This window comes from Mycobacterium sp., from assembly GCF_004298145.1.
Lineage (GTDB): Bacteria > Actinomycetota > Actinomycetes > Mycobacteriales > Mycobacteriaceae > Mycobacterium.
Genome location: NZ_SCRH01000029.1, coordinates 20,790 through 47,194 on the forward strand (window position 1 = coordinate 20,790; position 26,405 = coordinate 47,194).

The 26,405-nt window shown below is 65.8% G+C and carries 25 protein-coding genes and 1 other RNA gene; 11 read left to right on the forward strand and 15 right to left on the reverse strand.

What is annotated here, in order from left to right:
- Positions 1-52 precede the first annotated feature (52 nt).
- Positions 53-2,674: an ATP-binding cassette domain-containing protein gene (locus EPN51_RS10290; protein ID WP_293041542.1), complete on the forward strand. Its 2,622-nt coding sequence runs from the start codon at positions 53-55 to the stop codon at positions 2,672-2,674.
- A 7-nt stretch (positions 2,675-2,681) separates the two neighbouring features.
- Here EPN51_RS10290 and EPN51_RS10295 read toward each other — a convergent pair whose 3' ends face one another.
- Complete coding sequence (locus tag EPN51_RS10295) at positions 2,682-5,867, reverse strand: kelch repeat-containing protein (protein WP_293041545.1); 3,186 nt, start codon at positions 5,865-5,867, stop codon at positions 2,682-2,684.
- A gap of 233 nt (positions 5,868-6,100) precedes the next feature.
- Between EPN51_RS10295 and EPN51_RS10300 the strand changes: the two genes are divergently transcribed.
- From EPN51_RS10300 to EPN51_RS10310, 3 genes are all read left to right on the forward strand, one after another.
- Positions 6,101-7,000 (forward strand): universal stress protein, encoded by a 900-nt coding sequence (locus tag EPN51_RS10300; protein WP_293041547.1) that lies wholly within the window; start codon positions 6,101-6,103, stop codon positions 6,998-7,000.
- 98 nt (positions 7,001-7,098) lie between these two features.
- Entirely contained in the window at positions 7,099-7,563 is a 465-nt protein-coding gene (locus EPN51_RS10305) for a nitroreductase family deazaflavin-dependent oxidoreductase (protein WP_293041550.1), read from the forward strand.
- A 133-nt stretch (positions 7,564-7,696) separates the two neighbouring features.
- Entirely contained in the window at positions 7,697-8,152 is a 456-nt protein-coding gene (locus EPN51_RS10310; protein ID WP_293041552.1) for a DUF1942 domain-containing protein, read from the forward strand.
- A gap of 219 nt (positions 8,153-8,371) precedes the next feature.
- Here the strand turns inward: EPN51_RS10310 and EPN51_RS10315 are convergent, their stop codons facing one another.
- The 3 genes from EPN51_RS10315 to EPN51_RS10325 form a co-directional block, all read right to left on the reverse strand.
- Positions 8,372-9,106, reverse strand: a complete 735-nt coding sequence (locus EPN51_RS10315) for an SDR family oxidoreductase (RefSeq protein WP_293041555.1) — start codon at positions 9,104-9,106, stop codon at positions 8,372-8,374.
- A complete protein-coding gene (locus tag EPN51_RS10320; protein WP_293041558.1) occupies positions 9,093-9,992 on the reverse strand; it encodes a TIGR03619 family F420-dependent LLM class oxidoreductase in 900 nt (299 codons plus the stop codon). The genes EPN51_RS10315 and EPN51_RS10320 overlap by 14 nt, the downstream gene beginning before the upstream one ends.
- Positions 9,993-10,064: 72 nt before the next feature.
- Positions 10,065-10,688: an NAD(P)-binding domain-containing protein gene (locus EPN51_RS10325; protein ID WP_293041560.1), complete on the reverse strand. Its 624-nt coding sequence runs from the start codon at positions 10,686-10,688 to the stop codon at positions 10,065-10,067.
- 97 nt (positions 10,689-10,785) lie between these two features.
- Here EPN51_RS10325 and EPN51_RS10330 point away from each other — a divergent pair, with 97 nt between their 5' ends.
- The gene (locus EPN51_RS10330; protein WP_293041563.1) at positions 10,786-11,268 is read left to right on the forward strand and encodes a MarR family winged helix-turn-helix transcriptional regulator; all 483 of its coding nucleotides are present in this window, start codon (positions 10,786-10,788) and stop codon (positions 11,266-11,268) included.
- A gap of 48 nt (positions 11,269-11,316) precedes the next feature.
- Here the strand turns inward: EPN51_RS10330 and ssrA are convergent.
- The 9 genes from ssrA to prfB form a co-directional block, all read right to left on the reverse strand.
- Positions 11,317-11,684: a transfer-messenger RNA gene (ssrA, locus tag EPN51_RS10335) on the reverse strand.
- Between the two features lie 201 nt (positions 11,685-11,885).
- Positions 11,886-12,731 carry a maleylpyruvate isomerase family mycothiol-dependent enzyme gene (locus tag EPN51_RS10340; RefSeq protein ID WP_293041566.1) on the reverse strand — a complete coding sequence of 282 codons (846 nt, stop codon included), beginning with the start codon at positions 12,729-12,731 and terminating at the stop codon, positions 11,886-11,888.
- Between the two features lie 47 nt (positions 12,732-12,778).
- Complete coding sequence (locus EPN51_RS10345) at positions 12,779-13,621, reverse strand: EamA family transporter (RefSeq protein ID WP_293041663.1); 843 nt, start codon at positions 13,619-13,621, stop codon at positions 12,779-12,781.
- Positions 13,618-14,127, reverse strand: a complete 510-nt coding sequence (gene smpB, locus EPN51_RS10350; RefSeq protein WP_293041569.1) for an SsrA-binding protein SmpB — start codon at positions 14,125-14,127, stop codon at positions 13,618-13,620. The genes EPN51_RS10345 and smpB overlap by 4 nt, the downstream gene beginning before the upstream one ends.
- Positions 14,128-14,129: 2 nt before the next feature.
- A complete protein-coding gene (gene ftsX / locus EPN51_RS10355; protein ID WP_293041572.1) occupies positions 14,130-15,023 on the reverse strand; it encodes a permease-like cell division protein FtsX in 894 nt (297 codons plus the stop codon).
- Entirely contained in the window at positions 15,024-15,713 is a 690-nt protein-coding gene (ftsE, locus tag EPN51_RS10360; RefSeq protein ID WP_293041666.1) for a cell division ATP-binding protein FtsE, read from the reverse strand.
- 43 nt (positions 15,714-15,756) lie between these two features.
- Positions 15,757-16,236: a hypothetical protein gene (locus tag EPN51_RS10365; protein ID WP_293041575.1), complete on the reverse strand. Its 480-nt coding sequence runs from the start codon at positions 16,234-16,236 to the stop codon at positions 15,757-15,759.
- Positions 16,233-17,228 (reverse strand): mechanosensitive ion channel family protein, encoded by a 996-nt coding sequence (locus EPN51_RS10370; RefSeq protein ID WP_293041578.1) that lies wholly within the window; start codon positions 17,226-17,228, stop codon positions 16,233-16,235. Before EPN51_RS10370 ends, EPN51_RS10365 begins: the two co-directional genes overlap by 4 nt.
- A complete protein-coding gene (gene prfB / locus EPN51_RS10375; RefSeq protein WP_293041581.1) occupies positions 17,218-18,339 on the reverse strand; it encodes a peptide chain release factor 2 in 1,122 nt (373 codons plus the stop codon). The genes EPN51_RS10370 and prfB overlap by 11 nt, the downstream gene beginning before the upstream one ends.
- A 163-nt stretch (positions 18,340-18,502) precedes the next feature.
- On the opposite strand from prfB, the gene EPN51_RS10380 reads away from it, so the two are divergent.
- Complete coding sequence (locus tag EPN51_RS10380) at positions 18,503-19,870, forward strand: FAD-dependent oxidoreductase (protein ID WP_293041585.1); 1,368 nt, start codon at positions 18,503-18,505, stop codon at positions 19,868-19,870.
- Positions 19,871-19,943: 73 nt separating this feature from the next.
- Positions 19,944-20,360: a pyridoxamine 5'-phosphate oxidase family protein gene (locus EPN51_RS10385; protein ID WP_293041588.1), complete on the forward strand. Its 417-nt coding sequence runs from the start codon at positions 19,944-19,946 to the stop codon at positions 20,358-20,360.
- On the opposite strand, the gene EPN51_RS10390 is transcribed toward EPN51_RS10385, so the two are convergent.
- Complete coding sequence (locus EPN51_RS10390) at positions 20,355-21,134, reverse strand: universal stress protein (protein WP_293041622.1); 780 nt, start codon at positions 21,132-21,134, stop codon at positions 20,355-20,357. The genes EPN51_RS10385 and EPN51_RS10390 overlap by 6 nt on opposite strands.
- A gap of 258 nt (positions 21,135-21,392) precedes the next feature.
- Between EPN51_RS10390 and EPN51_RS10395 the strand changes: the two genes are divergently transcribed.
- From EPN51_RS10395 to EPN51_RS10405, 3 genes are read left to right on the forward strand one after another with little or no spacing between them, the layout of a single operon-like run.
- Positions 21,393-23,711, forward strand: coding sequence for a cbb3-type cytochrome c oxidase subunit I (locus EPN51_RS10395; RefSeq protein ID WP_293041625.1), 2,319 nt, complete (start codon positions 21,393-21,395; stop codon positions 23,709-23,711).
- 2 nt (positions 23,712-23,713) lie between these two features.
- Positions 23,714-24,343, forward strand: a complete 630-nt coding sequence (locus EPN51_RS10400; protein ID WP_293041628.1) for a hypothetical protein — start codon at positions 23,714-23,716, stop codon at positions 24,341-24,343.
- Positions 24,340-25,137, forward strand: a complete 798-nt coding sequence (locus EPN51_RS10405; protein WP_293041631.1) for a slipin family protein — start codon at positions 24,340-24,342, stop codon at positions 25,135-25,137. The genes EPN51_RS10400 and EPN51_RS10405 overlap by 4 nt, the downstream gene beginning before the upstream one ends.
- 27 nt (positions 25,138-25,164) lie before the next feature.
- On the opposite strand, the gene EPN51_RS10410 is transcribed toward EPN51_RS10405, so the two are convergent.
- The gene (locus tag EPN51_RS10410; protein WP_293041634.1) at positions 25,165-25,521 is read right to left on the reverse strand and encodes a hypothetical protein; all 357 of its coding nucleotides are present in this window, start codon (positions 25,519-25,521) and stop codon (positions 25,165-25,167) included.
- A 23-nt stretch (positions 25,522-25,544) separates the two neighbouring features.
- On the opposite strand from EPN51_RS10410, the gene hisN reads away from it, so the two are divergent.
- On the forward strand, positions 25,545-26,333 hold the full coding sequence (gene hisN / locus EPN51_RS10415) for a histidinol-phosphatase (protein WP_293041636.1): 789 nt from the start codon (positions 25,545-25,547) through the stop codon (positions 26,331-26,333).
- The last annotated feature ends 72 nt before the right edge of the window (positions 26,334-26,405 follow it).

The following is a 26,405-nucleotide window of genomic DNA, read 5'->3' on the forward strand; positions in this document are numbered from 1 at the left end:
ATATAAAGCGAAATAGTGAGCGCGTGTTTGCGGCGCGTCCAATACTTATGTGATGAGCAGGCCCGCACCGCCCGTGCTGACGGTTCAATCGGACTGGTCACAGCGCAGCTTCGCGCCGGGCCGTGATGTGGTCGTTGGAAGTGACCTCCGCGCCGACATGCGCGTCGCCCATCCGCTGATCGCCCGCGCGCACCTGCTGCTGCGTTTCGATCGGGGCAAATGGATAGCGATCGACAACGGTTCGCCCACTGGGATTTTCGTCAACGGCCAGCGGGTGCGCGGGATCGACATCCACGATCGCCAGGGCATCAACATGGGAACGCCCGACGGGCCGCGCTTGACCTTCGAGATCGGACGTCACCAGGGGACGGTCGGCCAGCTTCCCCCAACGGTGGAGGCGGTCCCGGTGATCACGCCGCCCGGTGGCCCGACGCCGTCTCGGACGGGGCCCGCACCGCAAGGCGGCGGCCCGGGGGGCCGCACGGCGAGACCGCAATCGGACCCGGCCCACCATCCCCCGGCCGGCCAGCCGCGACCGACGTCGTATCGGAACAGCGGGCCGCGCCGCGGTATCAACTATCCGAGCCAATCGGTGCCGCCGGGCGCTGCCTACCCGGTTCCGCAGCCGGCCGGCCCGCCGCAACCGCCGGGGCGGCAGCCGCTCACCGAAATAGGGGCAGAAACCCTCGAAGCCTCGGGGTTGGACAGCACCAACCTGCGGCGCGCGGTGCAGCGCTCACGATCGAAGCTGGGGGCGCCCCCCGCGGGGGCCGCGGTCATCGGTCGCGCGGAAGACAGCGACGTGGTCATCGCGGACGTCTTGGCGTCGCGCCATCACGCCTACTTAGTCCCCACCCCCACCGGCATGGAGATCCACGACGCGCACAGCATCAACGGGACTTTCGTCAACGGCACCCGAATCCTGTCGGCGCCGCTGACCGAGGGTGACGTGGTCACGATCGGCAACGTCGACCTGGTTTTCAACGGTGAAATCCTGCTGCGCCGCGCCGAAGCGGCTACCCGCAGCGGCGGACTCGAGGTGCGGGAGGTCGGCTTTCAAGTCGACAACAAGCGCCTGATCCACAAGGTCTCATTGACCGCCAGGCCCGGGACGCTGACCGCGCTCATCGGCGGGTCAGGCGCGGGCAAAAGCACGTTGTCCCGGCTGATCGCCGGAGCCACCTGTCCCAGCTCCGGCGCGATCACGTTCGAGGGGCACGACATTCACGCCCAGTTCGCGTCGTTGCGCAGCCGGATCGGGATGGTGCCCCAAGACGACGTCGTGCACCGCCAGCTGACGGTGACCCAGGCGCTGAACTACGCGGCCGAGTTGCGGCTGCCGACCGACACCAGCAAGGAGGACCGCGCGCAGGTCGTCGCGCAGGTCATCGAGGAACTCGGGCTGACCAAGCACGCCGACACGCGGGTGGACAAGCTGTCCGGCGGACAGCGCAAACGCGCCTCGGTGGCACTCGAACTGTTGACCGGGCCGTCGCTGCTGATCCTCGACGAGCCCACCTCCGGCCTGGATCCCGCGCTGGATCTGCAGGTCATGACGATGCTGCGGCAGCTGGCCGACGCCGGTCGCGTCGTGCTGGTGGTGACGCACTCGCTGAGCTACCTCGATCTCTGCGATCAGGTGCTGCTGATGGCCCCGGGCGGCAAGACCGCATACTGCGGCCCGCCCGACGCCATCGAGGCGACCATGGGAACCACCAACTGGGCCAAGATCTTCGGGATGGTGGGTGCGGACCCCGACGAAGCCAACCGTCGCTTTCTCGCGCAAGCCAAACCACCGCCCCCCGTACCCGACTCGGAGAAGCCCGCCGATCTTGGTGCCCCGGCACGCTCCAGCACCTGGCGGCAATTCTTGACGATCGCGCGCCGCCAGGTCCGGCTGATCGTCGCCGACCGCGCCTACTTCATATTCCTGGCGGTGCTGCCGTTTGTGATGGGCGCGCTGGCGCTCACCGTTCCCGGCTCGACGGGATTCCGCGTGGCCGATCCGAACGGCGACGGGTCCGACGAACCCGGATCGGTATTGATGTTGCTCACCATGGCTGCCGTCTTCATGGGCACCGCCCTGACGATCCGCGATCTCATCGGCGAGCGCCCCATCTTCCGCCGCGAACAGGCGGTCGGCCTGTCGACCAAGGCCTACCTGCTCGGGAAGATGGCCGTCTTCTTCGTGTTCGCCACCGTTCAGTCGGCGATCGCGACCACCATCACCATCCTGGGTAAAGGAGCGCCGACCCGGCCGGCCCTGCTCCTCGGCAGTGCCACGCTCGAGCTGTACGTCGCCACCGCCGCGATGTGCGTGGCCGGGGCGATGGTCGGCCTGGTCCTGTCGTCCCTGGCGCGGTCGAATGAGCAGATCATGCCGCTCCTGGTCGTGTCCCTCATGTTGCAGCTGGTCCTGTGCGGCGGGATGGTCCCGGTCACCAACCGGATCGGCCTCGACCAGATGTCCTGGGCGGTGCCGTCGCGCTGGGGGTACGCGGCGCAGGCCTCGACGGTCGACTTGTGGACGATCGAGCCCGGGGCGCTCGCCCCGAAAGACCGCCACTTCAAACACACGGCTGGGACGTGGCTGTTCGACGTGGGAATGCTGGTGTTGCTGACGGTCGTGTACGCCGGGATCGTGGGGTGGCGCAGCCGGCTCAAGCGCCATTGATCCGTCGCTACAGGAAGTCCAGGGCCTCGACCGTCGCGACGGGGCCTTCATGGGTGGGCCGGTTTGCGCCACCGATGCAGTACACGGTGTTGCCGACCGTCGCGACCGCCTCGGCGTGACGCGGAGTCGGCAGCGGGGGCAGCGTGGTCCACTTGCCATCGGCGATGCCGTACATTTCGGCCACTCCCAAAACCCGCGTCGGTTCCTCGCCACCGACCGCCACGATTCGGCCATCGATGAACGTGGCGCCGTAGCTTCCGCGCGGGGTCGGCATGTCCACCAACTTGGTCCAGGTCCCGGTTTGGGGGTCGAACCGTTCAAACGCCGCGGAGTTCTTGTCGGCGGACAGGAACCTGCCGCCGATCGCGTACATGTAGGTGCCGTCGGACACCGCGGCCAGGTGTTCGCGCGGGGTCGGCATGTTGTCCGCGTCGCGCCACGAGCTGCCGTCGAAGACCTCGGTCTGCGGGACGAGCTGCTTGGCGTTCTGTCCGCCGGCGACGACGAGTTTGTCACCGACCACCGTCGCCGCCGGTGCCGCCCGGGCGTGGGTGAGGCTGGCCAGCTCCACCCAATTGCCGCCACGCAACGCGAACACCTTGGTGGACGCCTGCGTGAGGTCGCTGCTGGCACCGCCGAGCACCACCGCCTCGCCGCGATAGGTGGCCGCCGCGGCGTGGTGCAGCGGGATGGGCAGCGGAGGTTGTGGTTGCCAAGCGCCGGTGCGCGGGTCATAGCTCTCGACGGTCTGGAGTGCGGCTCCATCGCGCAGGCCGCCCATGATCCAGATCTTGTCGCCCAGCACGGCCCACGACATCATCAGCCTGGGTGTCGGTGCGTCCGGTAGGGAACGCCACTGCGCGGCCGGCTGCGTTAGGCGCGCCGGTAGCTGCAACGCTTCCGCCGTCGCGGTCACCTGGCCGTCCCCCACAGCCGTCGACCCGCCGATCGCGTAGACCGATTTCCCCACCGCGTCGACCGCCATCCCGTGGCGCGCAGTTCCCATGTCCGGCAAGCCCGCCCACGTCTTCGTTGCCAGATCGAGCACCGCCACGCTCTTGAGGACTTGCCCCGCCGACTGGCCCCCGGCGGCGACCAGGCGCCGATCGGCGATCGCCACGCCGAGGTCACTGCGTGGTTGGGGAAGGTCGGGCATTTTCGTCCAGGTCCTCGCGGCAGGGTCATACGCCTCGACCGCCGCCAGGTCGGCGTTCCCGTTGGTTCCGCCGATCGTGTACACCAGTTTTCCGTCCGACGCCGCGGCCAGCAGCTGCCGCGGGGTCGGGATGGGGGCGCCAAGGGTCCAGGTATTGCCGTCGAAGATCTCCGTGGAGTCCAGCAGTGCGCCGTTCGCGGCGACACCGCCGGTGACGATGATGCGGTCGCCCACCACGGCCGCCGCCGCGCCCGCGCGTGGCTGCAACATGTGCGGCAGTTCCACCCAGTGACTGTTGACCACCCGCCAAACCTGGTCGCTGGCAACCTTTTGCGCGCCCGCGCCGCGCCGGCCGCCGAGCACAATCGGGTTTCCCTGCCACGTCACGGCCATGGCCTGGTGAACCGGAACCGGGAGATCGTCGCCGCTCTTCCAGCTGTCGATAACGGGGTCATAGCCCTCGTGATTTGCGACGACGGCGTGGTCGCTTCCGATTCCGCCGAAGATCCAGATCGTGCCGTCGGCCTGCGTGGTTGCGGCCGCGTCGCGCGCAATGCGCGCATTCGTGATCGGCTGCCACTTGGCCTGCGCCGGGGTATTGGATTGACCCGCGGCGACCGTGCGGTGGTCGCCGTGCGTCAGTAGGACGTAGAGACCGCTGCCCAGCACCAGCGCCGCCACCACGATCCCCACGGCGATCAACGCCGCCATCATGCGCTTTCGCTTCGCCCCCGGCGGCTTGAACCACGCCACCGCCCCGGTCGCGAGTCCCCGCGGTGTGGCCGGAGGTCGATCGGGAGAACTCGGTGGCGCGATCGCGTCGGTGACGCTTGTCTGTTCGGGGATCGCCTGGGTGGGCTCAGACGTGTTGGGAGTAGCCGGAACTCGCCCCTGCACGCCGACGCCGTAGTGGCCGCGGGCGACGGCCGGCGCTCGACCGGCAGGCCGCGACGGCGGGACCGGTGTCGTCGTTGTCCTGGAATCGCTGAGGGGATTGATCAAAGAGGTGGCGCTGTCCGCGCCTGAAATCCGTTCGCCCGGTCTGGCGATCCGTGGCGGTCTGGGCGCCGGCGTGTACGTCTTCTCGCCGGGCATGCCCGCCGGCGGGCGCACCGCGCGGCCCGAACCGGTCCCGACGGCGGTGATCGCCATCGAATCGGGCTTTAAGCCGTTGCGGCGCAGGCTCTCCTGCAATCCGCGGCCGAACTCCGCCGCCGAGGTCGGCCGTTGCGCCGGATCGAACAGCATCGCCTTCTCGATCGCCGAACACACCGCATCCGGGATCCCGTTGGGACGCAAGTCCGGGACCCGCGTGCTTCTGATCCGTGTGTACTGCGCAAGAAGGTCTTCGCCACTGCGGCGCTCGTATGCAGCGTCGCCGGCAACGAGCGCGTAGAGCGTGGCGCCGAGAGAGTAGACGTCGGTCTCGACCGTCGCCGGATCGCCGGTCATCACCTCGGGTGCGAGGAAATCGACTGTGCCAGAGAATAACCCGGCCGCCGTCTCATAGCCCCCGGCGACGTGCGCCGTTCCGAAGTCGGTGAGTTGCGGTTCACCGTAATCGTTGACGAGAACGTTCGCGGGCTTGATATCGCGGTGCAAAGTGCCGGTGAGGTGGGCGGTTTCGAGCGCCCCGCACAATTTCACACCGATACGCATGGCTTCGGGCCAGGCGATCGGCCCCTCTCGCTGCACCCGTAGGCCCAGGGAACCGGCGGCGCAGTACGACATCACGATGTAGGGCTTGCCCCCCGGGGTGACGCCGACGCGCAGAATGTTGACGATGTTCGGATGCCCCGAGAGCCCGCCCATGGCGTAGCCCTCGCGGAGAAATCGTTCGCGGCTCTCGTCGTCGATAAACGTCGGCAACACTTTGATAGCGACGTTTCGCCCTAGCGCAGTCTCGCGACAGCAATAGACGACCCCCGCGGCGCCTCGGGCGATCTGGCGCGCGTTGTCGAATCCGGCGGCAGCCAACTCCGCGACGAGGTCGCTCGGCCCCGGCGCCCGGGCGCGAACCTTGGGTCTTTCAGCCATTTCGTGGCCTCAACTTCCCAGGCAACTGACGAATCCAGTCAAGCGTAGCGAACATGAACTCACGGCTGAACGGTTCCGGCGAGGATCGCTTGGCGATGGATCGGCCGCGGTCCGGTGGGGGATTCAATCGGTGCCTTTGGTCCTTGGGCTTGCATCTCTTCGGCCCTGACCATCACGGCCTGCCTGAGTGATCCTGCCTGTGGGTCAATAGCCGACCGGAAGCGGACTCCAAAATGTGGCAACCACCCCGTGGCACAATCTTGGTAGGCGTCGACGGCTCAACGGCGGCACTGGGCGCCGTCCGGTGGGCGGCCCGTGATGCAGCGCTACGCAATGTGCCGTTGACTCTGGTCCATGTCGTCGACGCCCCCTTGCCGGAGTGGCTCGGGGTCACCGCGCCGGCTGGCTTCAGGCAATGGCAGGAACAGCGGGCACGCGATTTCGTCTCCTCGGCGATCAAAGTCGCCGAGCAGAGCACCGGTGAGTGCGGTCCAGTTCTGATCGATAGCAAGGTTTTTCATTCGGCCACCGTCCCGACGCTCGTCGGCATCTCCACCGAGGTGGAGATGGTCGTTGTCAGCCGCCGGGGGTGGGGCGGCGCGTTGGCCCGCAGCTTCTCGGGCTCGGTGAGTTCGGCATTGGTCTACCACGCGCATTGCCCGGTCGCAGTGATCCACGATGACGAAGCCATGATCGGCAATGTCGAGCGGGCGCCGGTGCTGGTGGGCATCGACGGCTCACCGGCATCCGAAGCGGCGACTGCGATTGCTTTCGAAGAAGCCTTCCGACGAGGCGTCGGTCTCATGGCTCTGCACGCCTGGAATGATCCCCGGGTTTCGGACTCCAGGGGGTTGCTCCAAGACTCCAAATGGGACGCTCAGCTATCCGAGGAGGAGGAGGCGCTCGCTGAACGGCTGGCGGGTTGGCACGAACGCTATCCCGACGTCGGCGTCCATCGCAGAATCGAAATTGGTGATCCGGCACATTGGCTGATCGCGGCCTCCGAAGGGGCGCAACTGCTCGTGGTCGGTAGCCACGGCTGCAGCCGGATCAGGGGGATGTTGCTGGGATCGGTCGGTGCGGCGGTGGTCAAGAGGGCCAAAATCCCGGTGATTGTGGCGCGTCAATCCTGACGGCACCCGTTTTGTATTCGGGTTTTGAGGGCTTCACGAGCAGCTACTTCGCCGCAGGCACTAGAGAAGACCGGCGCTGCCGGGCGAGACTGGCAGCTATGAGTTTCGTGGAGGAAAAGGTGCTCCCACAGCTGCTGCGGGTGCACGACACGGTGTATCGGAAGACGAACGGCTGGATCGGTCACCGCGCGCTGTGGATACCGAGCCTGCTACTGCATACCGTCGGCGCGAAAACCGGCAAACACCGCACGGCGTCGCTGACCTACGCCCGCGACGGCGACAACTATCTGGTCGTCGCCTCCAAGGGCGGCGCGCCCGAAGCCCCCGGCTGGTACCACAACCTGAAGGCCAACCCCGACGTCGAGATCAACGTCGGCCCAAGGCGTTTCGCTGTCACCGCCCGACCGGTGCGGCCCGAGGACCCCGACTACTCGCGACTGTGGGAGATCGTCAACAAGAACAACCAAAACCGCTACGTCGAGTATCAGAAGCGGACGTCGCGACCCATCCCGATCGTGGTCTTGCAGCCGAAGAGTCAGCGGGGATCTGACGGCCGGCCATGAAAAGCCTGTCGTATTGCCAGTCGACATGCGATGCGCTGAGCAGGTTTGAAATCCCGAGTCGGGATACGCACCAGCGGTGGCCAATCAAGCGGCTACCGCTTCTTGACCACAGCAACCTAGGGAAGGAGTTGGCATGATGCTCTCCAAGGTCGCCATAAAGACGACGACAGTCGCCGCCGGCATCGCGACGGCGGGAATCATGATGGCGACACCGGCGTGGGCGGACCCGCAAGTCGTAGCGTTTGGTCAATCTGCCGAGGTGTCCAGCGCAAACGCCGCCATCGACTACACCGTGAACAACCTGCAGCCCAGCGGCCACAATGACGGCATCTGGTACTCCGATGTGACGGCCAGGAGCGTCAGCGGTTCCCCGACTCCGGTCATCGCCGACTTCAACGCGCGCGCCGTTAACAGCTCGACCTACGCGGTGATGAAAGGGCACGAAGTGGACGGCCTCCCTAACCAGCCGATCGCACCGAGCACCCAGGCAACCGGGCGGCTCTACTTCGATGTTCGAGGCGGCACGGCCCCGGACAGCGTTGTCTACCGCGATGCCGCCGGCGTCGACAAGATCGTCTGGAAGAGCTAGCGGCGCAGGGGTTTAATTCGCCCAGGGCGGTCGGGTCGGCGTCACGTCTCGGGTGCCGTCATGCGGCTCTTCTCAGCCATACCTAGTGGTCGTGCAGCACCGATCGGACGGCCGATTCTCAAATATCGCGTCAAACATCCGCCCACCTGGGCCATGATCCGGGGCCGTGAAGTCCATTCCTCCGCGCAGGCATGCCCTCCGCTCAGGCTTGGTGGGTAGTCAGACTGCCGTGGTGCCGCCGTCGACAATCAACTCCATACCATTGACATAGCTTGAGTCGTCCGAGGCGAGGAACAGTGCGACCGTCGCAATCTCCCCAGGACCGCCCATCTTTCCCCGCGGGATCAATGCCTCAAACTGCGCCTTCGCGTCCTCGTCGAACAACTGCTCCTGTATCGGCGTGGCGACCTGGCCAGGGGTCAGCACGTTGACCCGGATCCTCCTGTCCTTCAACTCGGACAACCACACGCGAGCGTAGGCATGCAGTACAGCCTTGCTCGCCGCGTACACACTCCAGAAAGGAAAGCCCCTAACCGACGCGATTGACCCGGTCATGAAGATCGAGCCACCGTCGTTGAACAGTGGCAACGCCTTCTGCACCGTAAACAGCGTGCCGCGCGCGTTCAGCCCGAAAGTGGCATCGAAGTGCTGCTGCGTGATCTCGCCGAGCTTGCGCTCCTCGCCCATCCCGGCACTCGTCCACAACACGTCGACGGCGCCCTTTTCCCGCCTGACCGCGTCGAACAACCGGTCCAGATCGTCCAGGTTGGCCGAATCAGCCTGCACGCCGGTCACGTTCCGGCCGATCAGCCTGACGGCTTCATCCAGAGCTTCCTGCCGCCGACCCGAGATGAAAACATGAGCTCCTTCGTCAACGAACAACTTGGCACCGGCCAGCGCCATACCGCTTGATCCACCCGTGATCACCGCTACCTTGCCGTCAAGCTTTCCCATGATCACCCCGTCGGGCGATTACCTGACCCGCGAAGTCAAGCAACTGGTCAAGGCTGGGGAACATTGCGAAGGCATCCACGATCGCCTCATCAACACCGGACCCGGCGAAGCGCTCGAGCTTGTCGGCAACCGAGTCAACCGACGTACCCGGTTCGAGGTTGATCCGCATGGCCGTCTTCAACGCGTCAGGGTCGCGGCCGGCGTCCTGCGCCGCACCGCGCGCAATCGACCACAAGTGGTCGGTGACCTCGTCCTGTAGCCCCTCGACCCCAAGCCAGCCGATGCCGCTGCGGCCGACCCGGCGCATCGCGGCCTCGCTGACACCGCCGATCCAGATGGGCGGACCGCCGGCCTGGACCGGGCGCAGGTCGGCATGGACCGGCGGCAGCGAGAAGAACTCGCTCTCCCAGGACACCGGGGTGGTCGTCCACCACTCGTGCAGGAAGGCCAACAGGTCATCGAGCATCTTCCCGCGCCGGCGCCAGTCCGCGCCGCGGGCGATGTCGTGTTCGTCCTTCATCCACCCGATTCCCACGCCAACATCAAGGCGGCCGCCGCTGAGCACGTCGAGCGTGGTCAGCAGCCGGGCCAGGTGCGGCGGCTCGTAGTAGAACGTGCTGAGCGTGCTGGAGTTCAGCCGCACCCGGCTGGTCGCTGTCGCGGCGACCGTCCACAGCAGCACCGGATCGAGGTAGCGGGTCATCTGCGGCGGGTACGGCTGCTCTTTACCCGGATAGGTGCTATGCATATCGACCGGCGTGACCAGGCGATCCCCGACCCACAGCGTGTCGTAGCCAAGGTCCTCGAGTCCGCGGCAGAACGCGCTCAGACCAGCGGCGCTGCTGATAGCGGGCCCGACTATGGGAATTGCGAAACCAAGCTTCATCGTGAGAATCCTTTCGGTGATTTATCAACCATTGGCAGGGCGCGGGCGCCCCTGTTCGTTCGGCGGTACGGCTCAGCCGGGAACGGTGGCGCCGAGGGCGAAGTCGAAATTCCCCACCCCGTGACGGGCGAGGCCCATCACGACCACGCCCGTTCCTTCCAGCCAGTGCGCCATGTTCAAGCCGCCGACGTCCAGCGGGCGCAGCTCGAGGCTCTCGATGAACTCCCCCACGCCCGCCTTGGCGCGCGCGTCGTCGCCGGCGATGAAGACGTCGAGCGGCCGGCCCTGGGCGAGGACAACACCGAAAATCGTGTTGAATGCCTTCACCACGCTGGCACTGGCCGGGGCGGCCTTGGCGACTTCCTGCGCGATCGAGGTGCCATCGGGGATGGCCAGCCCGTCGGCCGCGGAATTGAAGGGGTTGCTGATGTCGACGATGACCTTGCCCGCGAGGGCGTCGCCGTACTGGGTGACGACCGGAACGACATTGGCGTACAGCAGGGCCACGATGACGATGTCCCCGGCCGGGACGGCGCCGAACTCTCCCGTCGTCGCGCTGCCGCCGAGAGCCTTGGCCAGGTCAGCGGCCTTGGACTGATCGCGGCCGATGACCTCGACGGTGTTGCCGCCCGCTACCGCCAGCGCGCCGATGGCGCGGGCCATGTTCCCGGTGCCGATGATGCTGATGCTGCTCATGAGGGTGTCCAATCTTGGAGATGATGTCGAAAAGGTTGACGTATCTACCTTAATCCGAATTTGTTGATGCGTCAACCAATCGGGTAGCATGGGGGAGATGGAACCGAACTGGCTGAACCCTCGCGAAGACCGCGCCTGGCGGGCCTTCCAGCACGCGCATCATCGGCTCGACGTGCACCTGAACCGGGGCCTGCAGGGATCCGGCCTGTCCGGGGCCGACTACGAGATCCTGGCGGTGCTCTCGGGCCATGACGGGGACCGCATGCCCGCCCGCGACCTGTGCAACACGCTGGGCTGGGAGAAGAGCCGTGTCTCCCACCAGGTGCGGCGCATGCAGAAGGGCGGGCTGATCGGCCGCGAGCCCAACCCCGACGACGCCCGCAGCACGATGGTCTGTCTGCTGCCGGCGGGCCGCGCCGCCATCGAGAAGGCGGCGCCCAGGCACGTGGAGGACGTCCGCCGGAACTTCATCGACCTGCTCACCCCGGCTGAGCTTGACATGCTCGCCGCCCTCAACGAACGAGTCCTGCGCCACCTCGCCAAAGGCGACGACTCCCCCGCCGAAGACGAGGCCTCGTAGCCTTCATCAGCCGTGAGCATTTCAGCCCCCGCATACCAGGGCCTTTTTCAGTGGAGCTGCCGGGAATCGAACCCGGGTCCTACGGCATTCCCTCAAGACTTCTCCGTGCGCAGTTCGCTATGCCTCTACTCGGATCTCCCGGTCACGCGAACAAGCCAGGATGACGATCCCAGTCGCTGTTGGTGTCCCGATAAGTCCCGCGACCGAACTCATCAGTGGATCCCTCTAGCTGACGCCAGGCTCCGGGTCGAGGGCGTTCCCGGTCTGACGGACTAGCTGTCGCTTAGGCAGCGAGAGCGTAGTCGCGCTGATGTGAATCGGCGCTTATCTGTTTGCAACGACGCTTACGGTGGTCAGTTGCCTGCACCGGCACGCTTCCCTTGATTCGATGCGCGAAGTCGAAACCTTTCAGCCCCTCGCACCCCGCCGACTTTCGGCAGGAATATCAATGGTACCTGCCTATCAACCAGCGGCAACGGGATTATCTTCCAGCGCAGGGCGAGCGTCGACTCGTTGCGCGGAAAACCCCTTGAATCCGCCCCCGATATCAGCGCAACAACCCGACGTTCGCGCGAGAGTGAGTGGCGCGAAAGGCGCGAAAAGGCGACGAAAAGCGATCAGATCACGAAGTTCAGGTGCTCGACGATCTGAGCGGCCACCTCTTTGTCGCCGCCGAGCTCGACGTCCTGACGACGCGCGGGGCACATCGGCCGGCCGCCGGCGAGCCTGGTGAACTGCAGCCCGTCCAGCCGGATCGTCGCGGTGGGCTCCCGCCCGGCGAAGTCGTCGACCACCGCGGCGCGGCCGTCGACGCTCACCCGGATGGTGCGGGCCAGCGGGCCGGTCAGCTCGAACTGGACGCGTGACCCCTCGGGGGCCCTGGCCAGCCTTCCCACGACGTAGCCCATCGTGGCGCCCATTTCGTCGACGGCAAGCGACGCCGCGGGACGGGCGAGCTCGTCATCGGACGGTGGGCGCCCAAGCGCCACGCGGATGTCTTGCTCGTGCATCCAGCAGTCGAACACCCGGATCCGCATGAAACGGCCGTAGGTGTCCGGGCCCGTGGGAGTCGGCGTCACCGCGTCCCACTCCTCGTCGGACAGGTTCGTCAAAGCCGTGCGCCGATCGTTGGTGATCGCCCTGAAGCTTTCCAACACGTCGGCATCGGCGTGCGCGCCCAGATGGCGAACCCAGCACTCGTTCATCGCTCCGATGTCGTTGCGCACGTGCTCGAGCGCGGAGACGTCGATATCGGGCTGGGGTGCGGCGATGCCGGCGAGGAAGGACTCGGTGCCGATCATGTGCGACACCAGGGCTTTGACATCCCAGCCCGGCAGCGGACTCGCGGCCCGCCATTGCGTCTCGGACAATCCGGCCAACAGCGCGTCGATGTCGTCCCAGACGGCGAAGAGACCGGAGAGGACGGCGGACTTGTCGAGCTTGGTGACGCGGCGATCGGCCATGGTCAGGATCGTAGGCCGATCGGCTGCGCGCTCGACAGAAGGCCGCGTCAGGCCGAGGCGATCATCGCCACGGATCCCATGGCGAGCACCATGCCGATCCCCTGCAAACGGGTCACCCGCTCGCGCAGCACGACCACCGCCAGCACCACCGTCGCGGCCGGATAGAGCGAGATCAAGATGCTGGCCAACGACAGCAGCCAAGTGTGCAGGGCCACCAGCATGGTGATGTTGGCGAAGATGTCCAGCACGGCCACCGCCACCGCCAAATGTAACGGCCGCCCGCGGGGCACCTTCAGGTTCTGGCTTGTTCCGGCCATGGCGAACACCACCAGGCTGGCCGCCACCCGGGCGAAGACCAGGGGCCAGAGCTTGCTGACATGCGGAGCCTGATGCAGGAACACCAGGTTCAGACCCATCGCCGAGCCGGCAACGACCGTGAGCCAGGCCACTTTTGGGGTGAATCGGTACGGCGATCCCTCCACGGGGGCCTCGCGGCTGACCAGCATCACCGCCGCCAGGGCCAGGGCGACACCCACCAGGGCCGCGTGCCCCGGCCGCTCCCCCAACGCCATACCGACCGCCACGGGCACCGCGGCGTTCAGGACGGCCGCCAACGGTGAGACGACCGAAATCGGTCCGGAACCCAGCGCCGCAAAGAACGCCCACATGCCGAAGGCCATGCCGATGCCATAGAGGCAGCCCCACAAGACCGCACCGGCATGAATCGGGCCACCGACGAAGGCGGCCATGACGACCAACAGGAGCGTCTCGATGGGGTAGGCGACGAGCATGACGCGCAGCGCGGCCACCCGCCGGGCCGCGACTCCGCCCACAAAATCGCTGACACCGTAAGTAACGGCCGACAGCTGGGCGTAAGCGGCCCCGATCAGGTCATGCCCTTTGCTCGACGCCCCAGTGCACGGACCACTTCGCGCTGTGCGTCGCGCTGCGCCATGTCCTGGCGCTTGTCGTAAGCCCTTTTGCCGCGCGCAAGAGCCAATTCGACCTTGACCTTGCCCTCGGAGAAATACAGAGACAGCGGCATCAAGGCGAGGTTACCATCTCGAATCTTGCCGACCAGCCTGTCGATTTCTTGCCGATGTAACAACAACTTTCGGTTGCGCCGCGGGTCATGATTGGTCCAGCTACCGTGCTGATACTCCGCAATGTACAAGTTACGCAACCAGACTTCGCCGTCGTCGATGGTTGCGAACGCGTCTGCTAACGATGCTTGACCTTCGCGCAGGCTCTTGACCTCGGTGCCTTGCAACGCCACTCCGGCCTCGAACGATTCGATGATCGAATAGTTGTGCCGCGCTTTGCGATTGGTGGCAATAACCTGTTTGCTGCCACCTTTGCCGCCCGCCGCTTTGGCCCGGCCGGAACCCTTGGCCACAGCTATCGCCGGATATAGAGGCGCAAGGTCGCGTATGCCGTCAGTGCCGCCATCGACACGCCGAGCAGAAACAGCCACGGCGTGATATAGAGGATGTCGGCGTAGTCGACCTTGGCGATCAGGTGAGCTTGGTAGAACTGGCTCAGCGCGTTGTCCAGGAACAATGCCCTCACCAAAATCAGACCGATGACGGCGATGGCGACACCGATGGACGCGGCGAGCATCGCCTCCACCAGGAAGGGTAGCTGGGTGTACCACCGGCTGGCACCCACCAGCCGCATGATCCCGATCTCGGTGCGTCGCGTGTACGCCGCGACCTGCACCATGTTGGCAATCAACAGGATCGCCCCGACGGCCTGCACCAGCGCGACGGCGAACGCGGCATCCCGCAAGCCGTCCAACACCGCGAACAGCCGGTCGATGAGATCTTTCTCGTTGAGGATGCTTCGCACCCCGGGCTGACCCTGCATCGCGGCATCGAATTCCGCGTGCTGTTCGGGGTTGTTCAGTTTGACGATGAACGACGCGGGAAACGAGTCCTTACCCGCCACATCCTTGAACTCCGGGAACTTCTTGATGGCGTCGTTGTAGGCGTCCTGCCGGTTGACGAACCGCACCGATTTGACGTCTTGCCGCGCATCGACCTTGTCGCGCAGCGCCTTACACGGCGCGGACGCGCACGTTGCGTCGTTGGCGGAGATGTCGTCGGTGAGGAACACCTGCGTCTCGACGCGGTCGAGATAGATCTCCCGGGAATTGTCGGCCAGCCGGACCACCAGCAGCCCACCGCCGAACAGCCCGATCGAGATCGCGGTCGTCAGGATCATCGCAGCCGTCATCGTGACGTTGCGGCGAAGTCCGGTCAGGACCTCGTTGAGCAGGAAGCCGAAGCGCACTTAGCGGTCCATCCCGTAGATGCCGCGCTGCTCGTCGCGAACCAGCCTGCCCAACGACAGCTCGACGACCCGCTGGCGCATCGAGTCGACGATGTGGTGGTCGTGCGTGGCCATCAGCACCGTCGTCCCCGTGCGGTTGATCCGCTCCAACAAATCCATGATGTCCTTACTGGTATCTGGGTCGAGGTTGCCCGTCGGCTCGTCTGCCAGCAGTACCAGCGGCCGGTTGACGAACGCGCGGGCTATCGCCACCCGCTGCTGCTCACCACCGGACAACTCGTGTGGCAGCCGATTGGCTTTGCCGGACAAGCCGACGGTTTCCAGCACGTCGGGCACCACCCGGTTGATCGCGTCGGTCCGTTTGCCGATCACTTCCAGGGCGAAGGCGACGTTCTCGTAGACCGTCTTTTGCTGCAGCAGGCGAAAGTCCTGGAAAACACTGCCGATGACCTGGCGCAACCGCGGAATGTGACGCCCGCGCAGCTTGTTGACGTGGAATTTTGACACCCGGACGTCTCCGGCTGACGGGGTTTCGGCGCCCAGCAGCAGCCGCATGAACGTCGATTTGCCCGAGCCTGAAGGGCCGATCAGGAAGACGAATTCACCCTTGTCGATCTTGACGTTGACGTCCTCCAGCGCCGGGCGCGCCGACGCTTTGTACTTCTTGCTGACGTGGTCCAGGGTGATCATCACGGCACGCCAGTGTAGCGGTGATTTTCGCTGGCAGGCGAAGTCAACTGGCCGGGGGCGGCGACGTCGGCGCCGGGCCGAGGCCCGGCTGCGGTTGCTGCGGCGCCGGCGTGGGCGGGGTTGTGCTGGGCGGGCAGAACGGCGCCGGGAGCACGCACGGCAACTGCGGCAATTGGAACGGCGGCGTTGTTGTGGTCGTCGTCACCGGCGGCGGTGGAGGAGGCGGCGTGCTCGTCGGGGTCGGCGTATAGGTGACGGTGGCCGGCGGCTGCTGGATGCGACTGCGCGGCACCCACGTGTAGTTGGGGTCGGGCACGAACCCGGGCGGCACTACCTGCTGGGCCGGGGGTTTGGGCGCCGGTTCCGGGCGATAGGTGTCGTAGACCCACCACGCCACGAAGAAAGCGATGATCAGCACGAAGGTCGACGTGCGCATCCGGCCGCCGAAGACGTAATTCGGCCAGCGATGTTCCCCATCCGTGTCGTCGCCGCGCTTTTCGAGGATGTTCAGGGTGAACTTCAACGCTTCTGCCCCGCAGCTTGGACTTCATCGTCGGTGGGCTGTTCGGCGGCCTGGGCGGCCGGGACGGACGGGTCCTCGACGAGCCCCACCCGCGCGTCCGCCGCGGTCACGATGCCGACGCGGGCCAGCGCCCGAATGACCAGGACGCGGAGCTGCCGGCCGACCTCGAACTGCTTGCCGGGCAGGGTCCGGGCCACCAGCCGCAGGGTGACGGTGTCGACTCCGATGCTTTCCACGCCCATGACGGTGGGTGCATCCAACAGCAATTCCCCCAGCACGGGGTTTTCCGTTGCGCGGCCGCATTCCTGGTGCAGAACCTCGTTCACCCGGTTCAGGTCGGCGCTGGTCGACACCGGGATGTCCACCACCGCGCGCGCCCAATCCTTGGACAGGTTGACCACCTTGACGATCTGCCCATTGGGAATGGTCAACACTTCGCCGTCCGCCGAGCGCAACCGGGTCACCCGTAACGTCACGTTCTCGACCGTGCCGCTGGCCTCCGTCGCGGCAACGACGGTGAGGGTGACCAGGTCGCCGAAACCGTACTGCCTCTCCATCAGGATGAATAAGCCGGACAGCAGGTCCCTCACCAACTGCTGCGCCCCGAAACCCAGCGCGGCACCAACCACCGTGGCCGGCGCGACCAGTCCCCCCACCGAGAACTGCAGCACATCGGCGATCTGCATCATGACCCAGATGCCGATGATGACGACCGACACCCAGGAGATCACCGACGCCACGGCCTGGCGGTGCTTGGAGGCTTCGGAGCGCACCAGCGCGTCGCTTTCGGCGAAGCCCAGGTTGAGCTGTCGGGTCACCTGTTGGGCCACCCAGTTGACGAACCGGGCCGCCAGCACCGCGGCGATCAGCACCATGACGATCCGAAGACCCCTGGTGATGAGCCACTCACCGATCTCACCCCGCCAGAAGTCGTGCCAGCGGTGCGTCGCTGACGTCATAGCTGCGGCAAGAACGCTTGTGTTATTCGTCATCTTTTCGGTTGCGCCAACGGATTCCCGCTTCCAGGAATCCGTCGATGTCTCCATCCAGGACGGCCGCAGGATTGCCGACCTCGTACTCGGTCCGCAGGTCCTTGACCATCTGATAGGGCTGCAGCACATAGGAGCGCATCTGGTTGCCCCACGAACTGCCACCTTCGCCTTTTAACGCGTCTAGCTCAGCGCGTTCTTCGGATCGCTTGCGCTCCAACAACTTTGCCTGAAGCACTCGCATCGCCGAGATCTTGTTCTGCAACTGCGATTTTTCGTTCTGGCAGGTCACGACAATACCCGTTGGGATGTGGGTTAAACGTACCGCGGAGTCGGTGGTGTTCACGGATTGGCCGCCCGGGCCACTCGAGCGGTAAACATCAACGCGCACATCGCCTTCCGGAATATCGATGTGGTCGGTGGTCTCCACCACCGGCAGCACCTCGACTTCGGCGAACGATGTCTGACGCCGGCTCTGGTTGTCGAACGGGCTGATTCGCACCAGCCGATGGGTGCCCTGCTCCACTGACAGCGTGCCATAGGCGAACGGGGCGTGCACGGCGAACGTCGCGCTCTTGATGCCGGCCTCCTCGGCGTAGGAGGTGTCGAACACTTCGACGGGATACTTGTGCTGCTCGGCCCACCGGATGTACATCCGCATCAGCATCTCGGCCCAGTCGGCGGCGTCCACCCCGCCGGCGCCGGAACGGATCGTGACCAGCGCCTCGCGCTCGTCGTACTCGCCCGAGAGCAGGGTGCGCACCTCGGTGGCCTCGATCTCGGCCTGCAGCGCCTTCAGCTCGGCGTCGGCCTCGGCCAGCGCGTCGATCTTGCTGGCGGCGTCCCCGCCTTCCTCGGCCGCCAGCTCGTAGAGCACCGGCAGATCGTCCAGGCGCCCCCGCAGCTCCTCGATCCGGCGCAGCTCGCCCTGAGCGTGAGATAACTCACTGGTGACCCGTTGGGCGCGGGCCTGGTCGTCCCACAATTGGGGATCGGACGCCTCGTGTTCGAGCTTCTCGATGCGGGTGCGCAGACCGTCCACATCGAGCACCCGCTCCACCGTGGTCAGGGTGGAGTCGAGGGCGGCGATATCGGCTTGACGGTCGGGTTCCACAGCCGACAACGTTACCCGGGGCCCTCCGAGCAGCTCAGCCACCGGCGAGTGCTGAAATCACAACCAGCGATCATGCGTTTAGAGTCAAGTCACGATCATGTGCGCCCCGCGTTGCGTGCGACAGCCTCCGCGCGTTGAACCGGGCCCGAAGAGAAGGTCGAGAATGCGCCCGTACCACGTTGCCATCGTCGGCTCTGGACCGTCGGGGTTCTTCGCCGCGTCGTCCCTGCTGAAGGCAGCCGACGCGTCGGAAGACACCGATGTCGCCGTTGACATGCTCGAAATGCTTCCCACCCCGTGGGGGCTGGTGCGCTCCGGTGTCGCGCCCGATCACCCGAAGATCAAGTCGATCAGTAAGCAATTCGAGAAGACGGCCCAGGACCCGCGCTTCCGGTTCTTCGGCAACATCTCGGTCGGCGAACACGTGCAAGCCAGTGAGCTCGCCGAGCAGTACGACGCCGTCGTCTATGCGGTCGGGGCGCAGTCCGACCGCACGCTGAACATCCCCGGCGAGGAGCTGGCGGGCAGCATCGCCGCCGTCGATTTCGTGGGCTGGTACAACGCGCATCCGAACTTCGAGGAGGCCACGCCCGACCTGTCGGGCGCCCGGGCCGTGGTCGTCGGTAACGGCAACGTCGCGCTCGACGTCGCGCGCATCTTGGTCACCGACCCCGACGTCCTGGGGCAGACCGACATCGCCGACCACGCCCTGGAGTCGTTGCGCCCGTGCGGCGTCGACGAAGTGGTGGTCATCGGACGGCGCGGGCCGCTGCAGACCGCCTTCACCACGCTGGAGCTCCGCGAGCTGGGCGAACTGGAAAACGTCGACGTGATCGTCGACCCGGCCCAGCTGGAGGGTGTGAGCGACGAGGATGCGGCCGCGATCGGCAAGACGGCCAAGCAGAACATCAACGTGCTGCGCGATTACGCGAAACGCTCCCCGCGCCCGGGACACCGCCGGATCGTGCTGCGCTTCATGACCTCGCCGATCGAGATCAAAGGCGACGACCGGGTGGAAGGGATCGTGCTCGGCCGCAACGAGCTGGCCACCGACACCAACGGGCGGGTGTCCGCCAACGACACCGGCGAGCGCGAGGAGCTACCGGTTCAGTTGGTGGTGCGCTCGGTCGGTTACCGCGGCGTGCCCACCCCGGGGCTGCCGTTTGACGAACGGACCGCGACGATCCCCAACAGCGGCGGGCGAATCGACGGGAGCCGCAACGAATACGTGGTCGGGTGGATCAAGCGCGGACCGACCGGCGTCATCGGCACCAATAAGAAGGACTCCCAGGACACGGTGGACACGCTGTTCGCCGATCTGGCCCGCGGCGACGATGGCGGCCTGGCGGATTTCCCGGAAGACCATGCCGACCGGCTGGCCGATTGGCTGGCGTCGCGCCAGCCCAAACTGGTCACCTCGGAGCACTGGGGGCTCATCGACGCCCATGAGCGGGCCGCCGGGGAGCCGCACGGGCGTCCCCGCGTCAAACTGCCGAGCTTGGCCAAGTTGCTTCGGGTGAGCCACGGCTGATCGCCGATTCCACCTGCGTCGCGGGGACGAACGGCTCTACTCAACCCCATCGATTCTCCGTAGCGTTGAGGTCGTGGGTCGCGACGAACCGGTGAGCGTGCTTGCCGAAGACGAGAACTGGAATCTGTTGGGCAGTGTCGCGCTTGGCCGGCTGGTCACCAACTTCGCCGGTGAGCCCGAGATCTTTCCGGTCAACTTCGTCGTGCAAGACCGCACCGTGCTGTTCCGGACCGCCGAGGGCACCAAATTGTTCTCGGCGGTGGCGAACCACGCGGTTGTCTTCGAGGTGGACGACCACAACCTGATCGAGGGCTGGAGTGTCATCGTCCGCGGTCGCGCGCGGCTGTTGAGAACCGACGCGGACATTCACGACGCCGAACGCGCGCAGTTACTGCCGTGGACCGCGACGGTCAAGCCGCATTATGTGCGGATCACGCCGACCGAAGTCACCGGTCGCCATTTCCGGTTCGGCCCGGAACCCGAGTTATAGGTTGCCGCAGCGAATCGCGAGCACGGAGTGCCCCGCGTCGCACAGATGCTCGGCGCGGTAGGAATCGGTGACCAGCAGCCGGCCCGCCTCGGGGTGGGCGCGCAGGTATCGGTCCACGCTGCCGCCCGCAACGGCCTGCTCGGCGTGGACGTCGGGGTACAACCGTGTCCACCGTGTGAGTCGGCGATCCAATTGCGCATGCGCCGTTGGGTTTCCGAATGTGCCGTCGCGGGTGTTTTTCGAGATCCTCACCGCCCGAAGTGTGGCTCGGCGCAGTCTCGCTTCCTCGAACGCGTGCCGCAACACCGTGCCGTTGTCCACTTCAACGACGACGCTGCTGACCCGGGGTCTCGCCGACTGTTGGATTATCGCGACAGGACACAGCGCCAAGCGGACCAATGAGGACGCAACCGACGGTCCACCGTGGCAGGCGTGCTTGAGCCCGATCTGGCCGACACAAATCATGACCGCCGACCTCGATTCCTCGACCAGCTTGAGAACCGTTTTGCCCCAAAGAATCTCTGTTTCCACCTTGACCGGTTCGCCGGCGGCATCGACGGCGCGATGGGCGTCGACCAACGCGGCATGCGCGACGGCGAGCAGGGTGTCGCCAGCACGCACACCAGAGGTATCCCGCGGATCGATGACGTACACGAGCCGCAACGGGATATCGCGGCTGACCGCCTCGTCGATCGCCCATACCGCCGCGTGTATCGCCGCCCGAGATCCGTCGATTCCAACGACAATCGCGGGGACTGAATACACCTTGCTCATCGCGACTTCCTTCGTTGAGCGGTGGACGGGTGTTGGCCACCCCGTTCACTCTCAGAATATTCGCCGTAAACCGCTCTCCCCCAGAGGCATTGGTCCCGAAATAGGTGCCATTTGACCCTATGGGCCCCTAACCAGCCGAAATTTACTGTTGCCATCGCGACACCAGCAACCGAATACTGAGTGCGGACGAAACCAGGTTTGTTTGACATGCGAGACCGCGGGCACGACCAGCCACCACCTAGACGGGAGACCTCGCACATGACCACTCAACGGACATCCGCTCAACAGCCATCGTCACAACCCCTGGTCGGAAAAGGCTGGGTCCAGGGCGTCGCCCTGGTCATGATTTTCGGCTTCCTGGTGATGGGCATACTGGCCTACCGCACGTATTCGGCATCGATGCCGATGCCGGACAAAGTTGTCAGCGAATCCGGTCAGCTGCTGTTCACCGGCGACGACATCACGCGAGGTCAGGAGATTTACCAGGCGCGTGGGCTGATGGAATACGGCTCGGTGCTGGGCCACGGCGCCTACCTGGGACCCGACTACACCGCGGAGTACCTGCGGAGGTCCACCGACGACGTCGCCGATCAACTACGCGCGCAAGGCATGGCCGATCCGCACGACCGGGTAGTGAGCGAGTTCCGCACCAACCGCTACAGCCCGGCGACCAAGACGCTGGTGTTCACCGACCGGCAGGCTGCGGCCTTCGACCGCATTCAAGGTTATTTCGCCGCTTATTTCGGTGAGAACTCCACGAAATACGGACTGTTGCCACACCTGATCACCGACAAGACGCAGATTCGCCAGCTGACAGGGTTCTTCGCTTGGACGGCGTGGGCAGCCGCGGCCGAACGCCCCGGCCACAAATACACCTACACCAACAACTGGCCCGCCGAAAAGCGCGTGGAGAATGGTCCGACCGCTGCGGTGATCGTGTGGTCGGCGCTGTCGCTGATCGCGTTGCTGGGTGGCATCGGGATCATGTTCGCCATCTATGGACGCTGGAGCCAGAAGGTGGGCTGGCATAGCGCCGAGGCGTCCACGCTGTCGTTCCGCCAGCCCGGCGAGGTGAGCCTGACCCCGGCCCAGCGGGCCTGCATCTGGTTCTTTGCGATCGTGTCCGTGCTGTTCCTGGGGCAAACGCTGCTGGGCGCGGCGGCGGAGCACTATCGGGCCGATTTGTCGACGTTCTTCGGGCTGGACCTGGCCCGCGTGCTGCCCTACAACCTGGCCCGCACGTGGCATCTACAGCTGGCGCTGTTCTGGACCGTGGCGGCATTTCTGGCCGGCGGCATCTTCCTGGTGCCGTTCATCGCGCGCCGGGAGCCCAGACGTCAGGCGCTGCTGGCGTACGTGCTGCTGGGCGCGGTGGCGCTGGTGGTGTTCGGCTCGCTGATCACCGAGGCGCTGTCCATCTACGGCGTGATTCCCGAAGGCGGGCTGTTTTCCCAGCAGTGGGAATATCTAGATCTACCGCGGTTGTGGCAGATCCTGCTGATCGTCGGCCTGTTCGTGTGGATAGCGATCATCTGGCGCGGCATGCGAGCCAGGCTCAAGGGCGAGTCGAAGATGAACATGCCCTGGCTGTTCTTCTTCGCCGGCCTGGCGATCCCCGTGTTTTACACCGTGGGCGTGCTGGCCGGTAGCGGCACCCACTACACCGTCGCCGACTTCTGGCGGTTCTGGGTCGTGCACCTGTGGGTCGAGGACTTCCTCGAGCTGTTCACCACCGTGATGGTGGCCTACATGTTCGTGCTGCTCGGGGTGGTGCGCGAGCGGATCGCGCTGGGCGTGATCTTCCTCGACATCATTCTGTACTCCGCAGGCGGCGTCATCGGCACCATGCATCATCTGTACTTCTCCGGCACCCCGGTGGAGCACATGGCGCTGGGCGCGTTCTTCTCTGCCGCCGAAGTCATCCCGCTGACCTTCCTGACGGTCGAGGCGTGGGCGTTCCTGCAGCTGGGTGCCCACCAACAGTCCGGTGACGCCAAGCCGTTCCCGCACCGCTGGGCGGTCATGTTCCTGGTCGCGGTGGGATTCTGGAACTTCTTGGGGGCAGGCATCTTTGGCTTCCTGATCAACCTGCCGATCGTCTCCTACTACCAGATCGGCACCGCGCTGACGGCCAACCACGCGCACGCGGCCATGATGGGGGTTTATGGCATGCTCGCCGTCGGCCTGGCCATGTTCGCCTACCGCTATGTGATCCCGGCCGACAAGTGGCCGGAGAAATTGGCCCGAATCTCGTTCTGGTGCATGAATATCGGCCTGGCATGGATGGTGTTCGCCACCCTGCTACCGCTGGGCGTGCTCCAGCTCTACCACTCGGTCAACGACGGCTACTTCGAGGCGCGGTCGCTGGGCTACATCACCAAGCCCGGTAATTCGGTGCTCGAATGGCTGCGGATGCCGGGCGACATCATCCTGATCGTCGGCGGTGTGCTGCCGTTCGTCTGGATGTCCTGGATCGCCCTGCGCAACTTCCGGTCGGGAACGACGACTCAGGAATTGCCCGAAAATCCGTTGTACACCCTGGCCGCGGCCGACGCCGCTGTTCCGGCGACGGACTGACGATGGCGCCGCCGGCAACATCGGTGTGGCTGATTGCCGGGTATTCCCTGGCCCTGCTGGCCGTCGGCTGGAGTTTCGACGTCATGGCGCGCCGGGCGTCCGCGCACGCGGCGCGCTGGCGCACAGGCCAATTCACCTACCGACCCGACCATGACGCATGGATATGTCCGCAGGATCATTGGCTGTGGCCGACGTCATTCGATCCGAAGCACCGGGTGATGCGGTATCGCGCGCTGCCGGTCGTGTGTAACAGCTGCCCCGTCAAATCCGACTGCACCACCTCCGACCACGGCCGCGAAATAAGCCGCGAGGTCGACCCGTGGCCGCATTCGGATGCCGGCCGGTTCCACCGCGGGATCGCCTGCTGCGTGGCCGCATTGGGGATCGTCTTGCCGGTGGCCACGTTGATCGCCAACCACTCGGCCGCCGACGCGCTGGTCTTGGCCGCGACCGTGCTGATCGTCGCGCTGCTCGGAGTACCGCTCGTCCGCCACCTGTGGAACACTCCGTCCAACGCCCCCGAATACCTGCCGCACCGCACCGCGATCGAGGACCAGGCGGCCGCCGCGATCGACCGGTATTCCACCCGCTGGGGCGGCGGATGGAAAAACAAGGAGGACAACGCGACATGACCACCCTCGTGATCGGCCTCATCGCCGCCGGGATCGTTGTGCTGGTGGTGCTCGCGACGTGGTCGCTGGCGGTGCTACGTGAGTACGAACGCGGAGTTGTGTTCCGGATGGGGCATGTGCGTCCGTTGTACCGCCCCGGACTGCGGCTTCTTGTTCCGCTTGTGGACAAGATGATTCGCGTCGACCAACGCCTGGTAACGCTCACCATTCCGCCGCAGGAGGTGATCACCCGCGACAACGTGCCGGCCCGTGTCAACGCCGTCGTGATGTTCCAGGTGACCGATCCACTGAAAGCGATTCTGGCAGTGGAAAACTACGCCGTTGCCACCTCGCAGATCGCCCAGACGACGCTGCGATCGCTGCTGGGCCGGGCGGACCTGGACACGCTGCTCGCGCACCGCGAGGACCTCAACAGCGATCTGCGTACGATCATCGAGAAGCAGACCGAGCCCTGGGGTATTCAGGTCCGCGTGGTGGAGATCAAAGACGTCGAAATCCCCGAGTCGATGCAGCGGGCGATGGCCCGCGAGGCCGAGGCCGAACGCGAACGCCGCGCCAAAGTCATCAACGCGCGCGGCGAGCTGCAGGCATCGGAGGAACTGCGCCAGGCCGCCGAGACCCTGTCGAAGAGCCCGGCCTCGCTGCAATTGCGCTACCTGCAGACGCTGTTGGAGCTGGGGGCGGATCAGAACTCGACCGTCGTCTTCCCGTTGCCGGTCGACATCATCACGCCGTTCCTGCGGAACCCGGAGATGCTGCGGGGTGTGGTCGACAACCTCAACCATCGCGGGTGACGATGCCCGCGGCGGGCTGGTGTGCCCCTAGCCCGCCGGTGGCTCCTGCGGCCCGGGCGCAGCGGGCGGCACCGGCGGAGCGATTCTCCAGTTGTCCGGATTCTTCGGCGAATACAGCACCGGAAACAGCTGGCCGATGGTCGGCCATTGATTCACGTCGACGGCCATGCGCTGATACACCGCGTGTTCGTTGACGGAGGGACCGTTGATCACTCCGGCGATGGTGACGAATTGCTCCCCGGTGGCGTCGGGTCGCGGGCTGACTCCGGTCACCAGCAGCGTGCCGCTCAGCAGCTCACCGCGAGGGCCACGCGGCACGAAGCGCTGGACGAGGAATACCGCCAACACGGCCACCAGCAGGAGCAGCAGTCCAAATTCCCACATGCCGCCATGGTAGGACTGCTGGCGTGACCCACGACGATCTGGCGCTGGCGCTGCTGCTGGCCGACCGCGCGGACGCGTTGACTTCCTCCCGATTCGGCGCGCTGGACCTGCGCATCGAGACAAAGCCGGACCTGACGCCGGTGACCGACGCCGACCGCGCGGTCGAAACCGAGCTGCGGGAGGTGCTCGCGCGCGAACGGCCGAACGACAGCATCGTCGGCGAAGAGTTCGGCGGAGACACCGCGTTCACCGGGCGGCAGTGGATCATCGACCCGATCGACGGCACCAAGAACTTCGTTCGCGGGGTGCCGGTCTGGGCCAGTTTGATCGCGTTGCTGCAGGACGGCGTCCCCGTCGTCGGCGCCGTAAGCGCCCCGGCGCTGCAGCGCCGGTGGTGGGCCGCGCACGGCCAGGGCGCGTTCGTCGCGATCAATGGCGCGCCGCCGCGACGATTGTCGGTTTCCTCAGTGGCGCAACTGAGTTCGGCGAGCCTTTCGTTCTCGAGCCTGACCGGATGGGCACAGCGCGGCGTGCGGGACCGCTTCATCGCGCTGACCGACGCGGTGTGGCGGGTGCGCGCATTCGGCGACTTCCTGTCCTACTGCCTGGTGGCCGAAGGGGCGGTCGACATCGCCGCGGAACCGGAAGTGTCGGTATGGGATCTCGCCGCGCTGGACATCCTGGTGCGCGAAGCGGGCGGGACGCTGACGGCGCTCGACGGGACCGCGGGGCCGCACCGAGGTAGCGCCGTGGCCACCAACGGCCTGCTGCAGCAGCAGGTTCTCGACGCCCTCGCGGCGACGCCGCTGTGAATTAGTTAACAAGTGTTCTCTCTGATCTTACTCCGGAGTAAGATCGGCCCTATCCGCCTGCCCAACAACCTG

What these genes read in the sequence shown, in the direction of transcription:
- EPN51_RS10290 (WP_293041542.1), top strand. Translation starts at nt 53, where the DNA reads ATGAGCAGGCCCGCACCGCCCGTGCTGACGGTTCAATCGGACTGGTCA.
- EPN51_RS10295 (WP_293041545.1), bottom strand. Translation starts at nt 5,867, where the DNA reads ATGGCTGAAAGACCCAAGGTTCGCGCCCGGGCGCCGGGGCCGAGCGAC.
- EPN51_RS10300 (WP_293041547.1), top strand. Translation starts at nt 6,101, where the DNA reads ATGTGGCAACCACCCCGTGGCACAATCTTGGTAGGCGTCGACGGCTCA.
- EPN51_RS10305 (WP_293041550.1), top strand. Translation starts at nt 7,099, where the DNA reads ATGAGTTTCGTGGAGGAAAAGGTGCTCCCACAGCTGCTGCGGGTGCAC.
- EPN51_RS10310 (WP_293041552.1), top strand. Translation starts at nt 7,697, where the DNA reads ATGATGCTCTCCAAGGTCGCCATAAAGACGACGACAGTCGCCGCCGGC.
- EPN51_RS10315 (WP_293041555.1), bottom strand. Translation starts at nt 9,106, where the DNA reads ATGGGAAAGCTTGACGGCAAGGTAGCGGTGATCACGGGTGGATCAAGC.
- EPN51_RS10320 (WP_293041558.1), bottom strand. Translation starts at nt 9,992, where the DNA reads ATGAAGCTTGGTTTCGCAATTCCCATAGTCGGGCCCGCTATCAGCAGC.
- EPN51_RS10325 (WP_293041560.1), bottom strand. Translation starts at nt 10,688, where the DNA reads ATGAGCAGCATCAGCATCATCGGCACCGGGAACATGGCCCGCGCCATC.
- EPN51_RS10330 (WP_293041563.1), top strand. Translation starts at nt 10,786, where the DNA reads ATGGAACCGAACTGGCTGAACCCTCGCGAAGACCGCGCCTGGCGGGCC.
- EPN51_RS10340 (WP_293041566.1), bottom strand. Translation starts at nt 12,731, where the DNA reads ATGGCCGATCGCCGCGTCACCAAGCTCGACAAGTCCGCCGTCCTCTCC.
- ftsE (WP_293041666.1), bottom strand. Translation starts at nt 15,713, where the DNA reads ATGATCACCCTGGACCACGTCAGCAAGAAGTACAAAGCGTCGGCGCGC.
- EPN51_RS10370 (WP_293041578.1), bottom strand. Translation starts at nt 17,228, where the DNA reads ATGACGAATAACACAAGCGTTCTTGCCGCAGCTATGACGTCAGCGACG.
- EPN51_RS10380 (WP_293041585.1), top strand. Translation starts at nt 18,503, where the DNA reads ATGCGCCCGTACCACGTTGCCATCGTCGGCTCTGGACCGTCGGGGTTC.
- EPN51_RS10390 (WP_293041622.1), bottom strand. Translation starts at nt 21,134, where the DNA reads ATGAGCAAGGTGTATTCAGTCCCCGCGATTGTCGTTGGAATCGACGGA.
- EPN51_RS10395 (WP_293041625.1), top strand. Translation starts at nt 21,393, where the DNA reads ATGACCACTCAACGGACATCCGCTCAACAGCCATCGTCACAACCCCTG.
- EPN51_RS10400 (WP_293041628.1), top strand. Translation starts at nt 23,714, where the DNA reads ATGGCGCCGCCGGCAACATCGGTGTGGCTGATTGCCGGGTATTCCCTG.
- EPN51_RS10405 (WP_293041631.1), top strand. Translation starts at nt 24,340, where the DNA reads ATGACCACCCTCGTGATCGGCCTCATCGCCGCCGGGATCGTTGTGCTG.
- EPN51_RS10410 (WP_293041634.1), bottom strand. Translation starts at nt 25,521, where the DNA reads ATGTGGGAATTTGGACTGCTGCTCCTGCTGGTGGCCGTGTTGGCGGTA.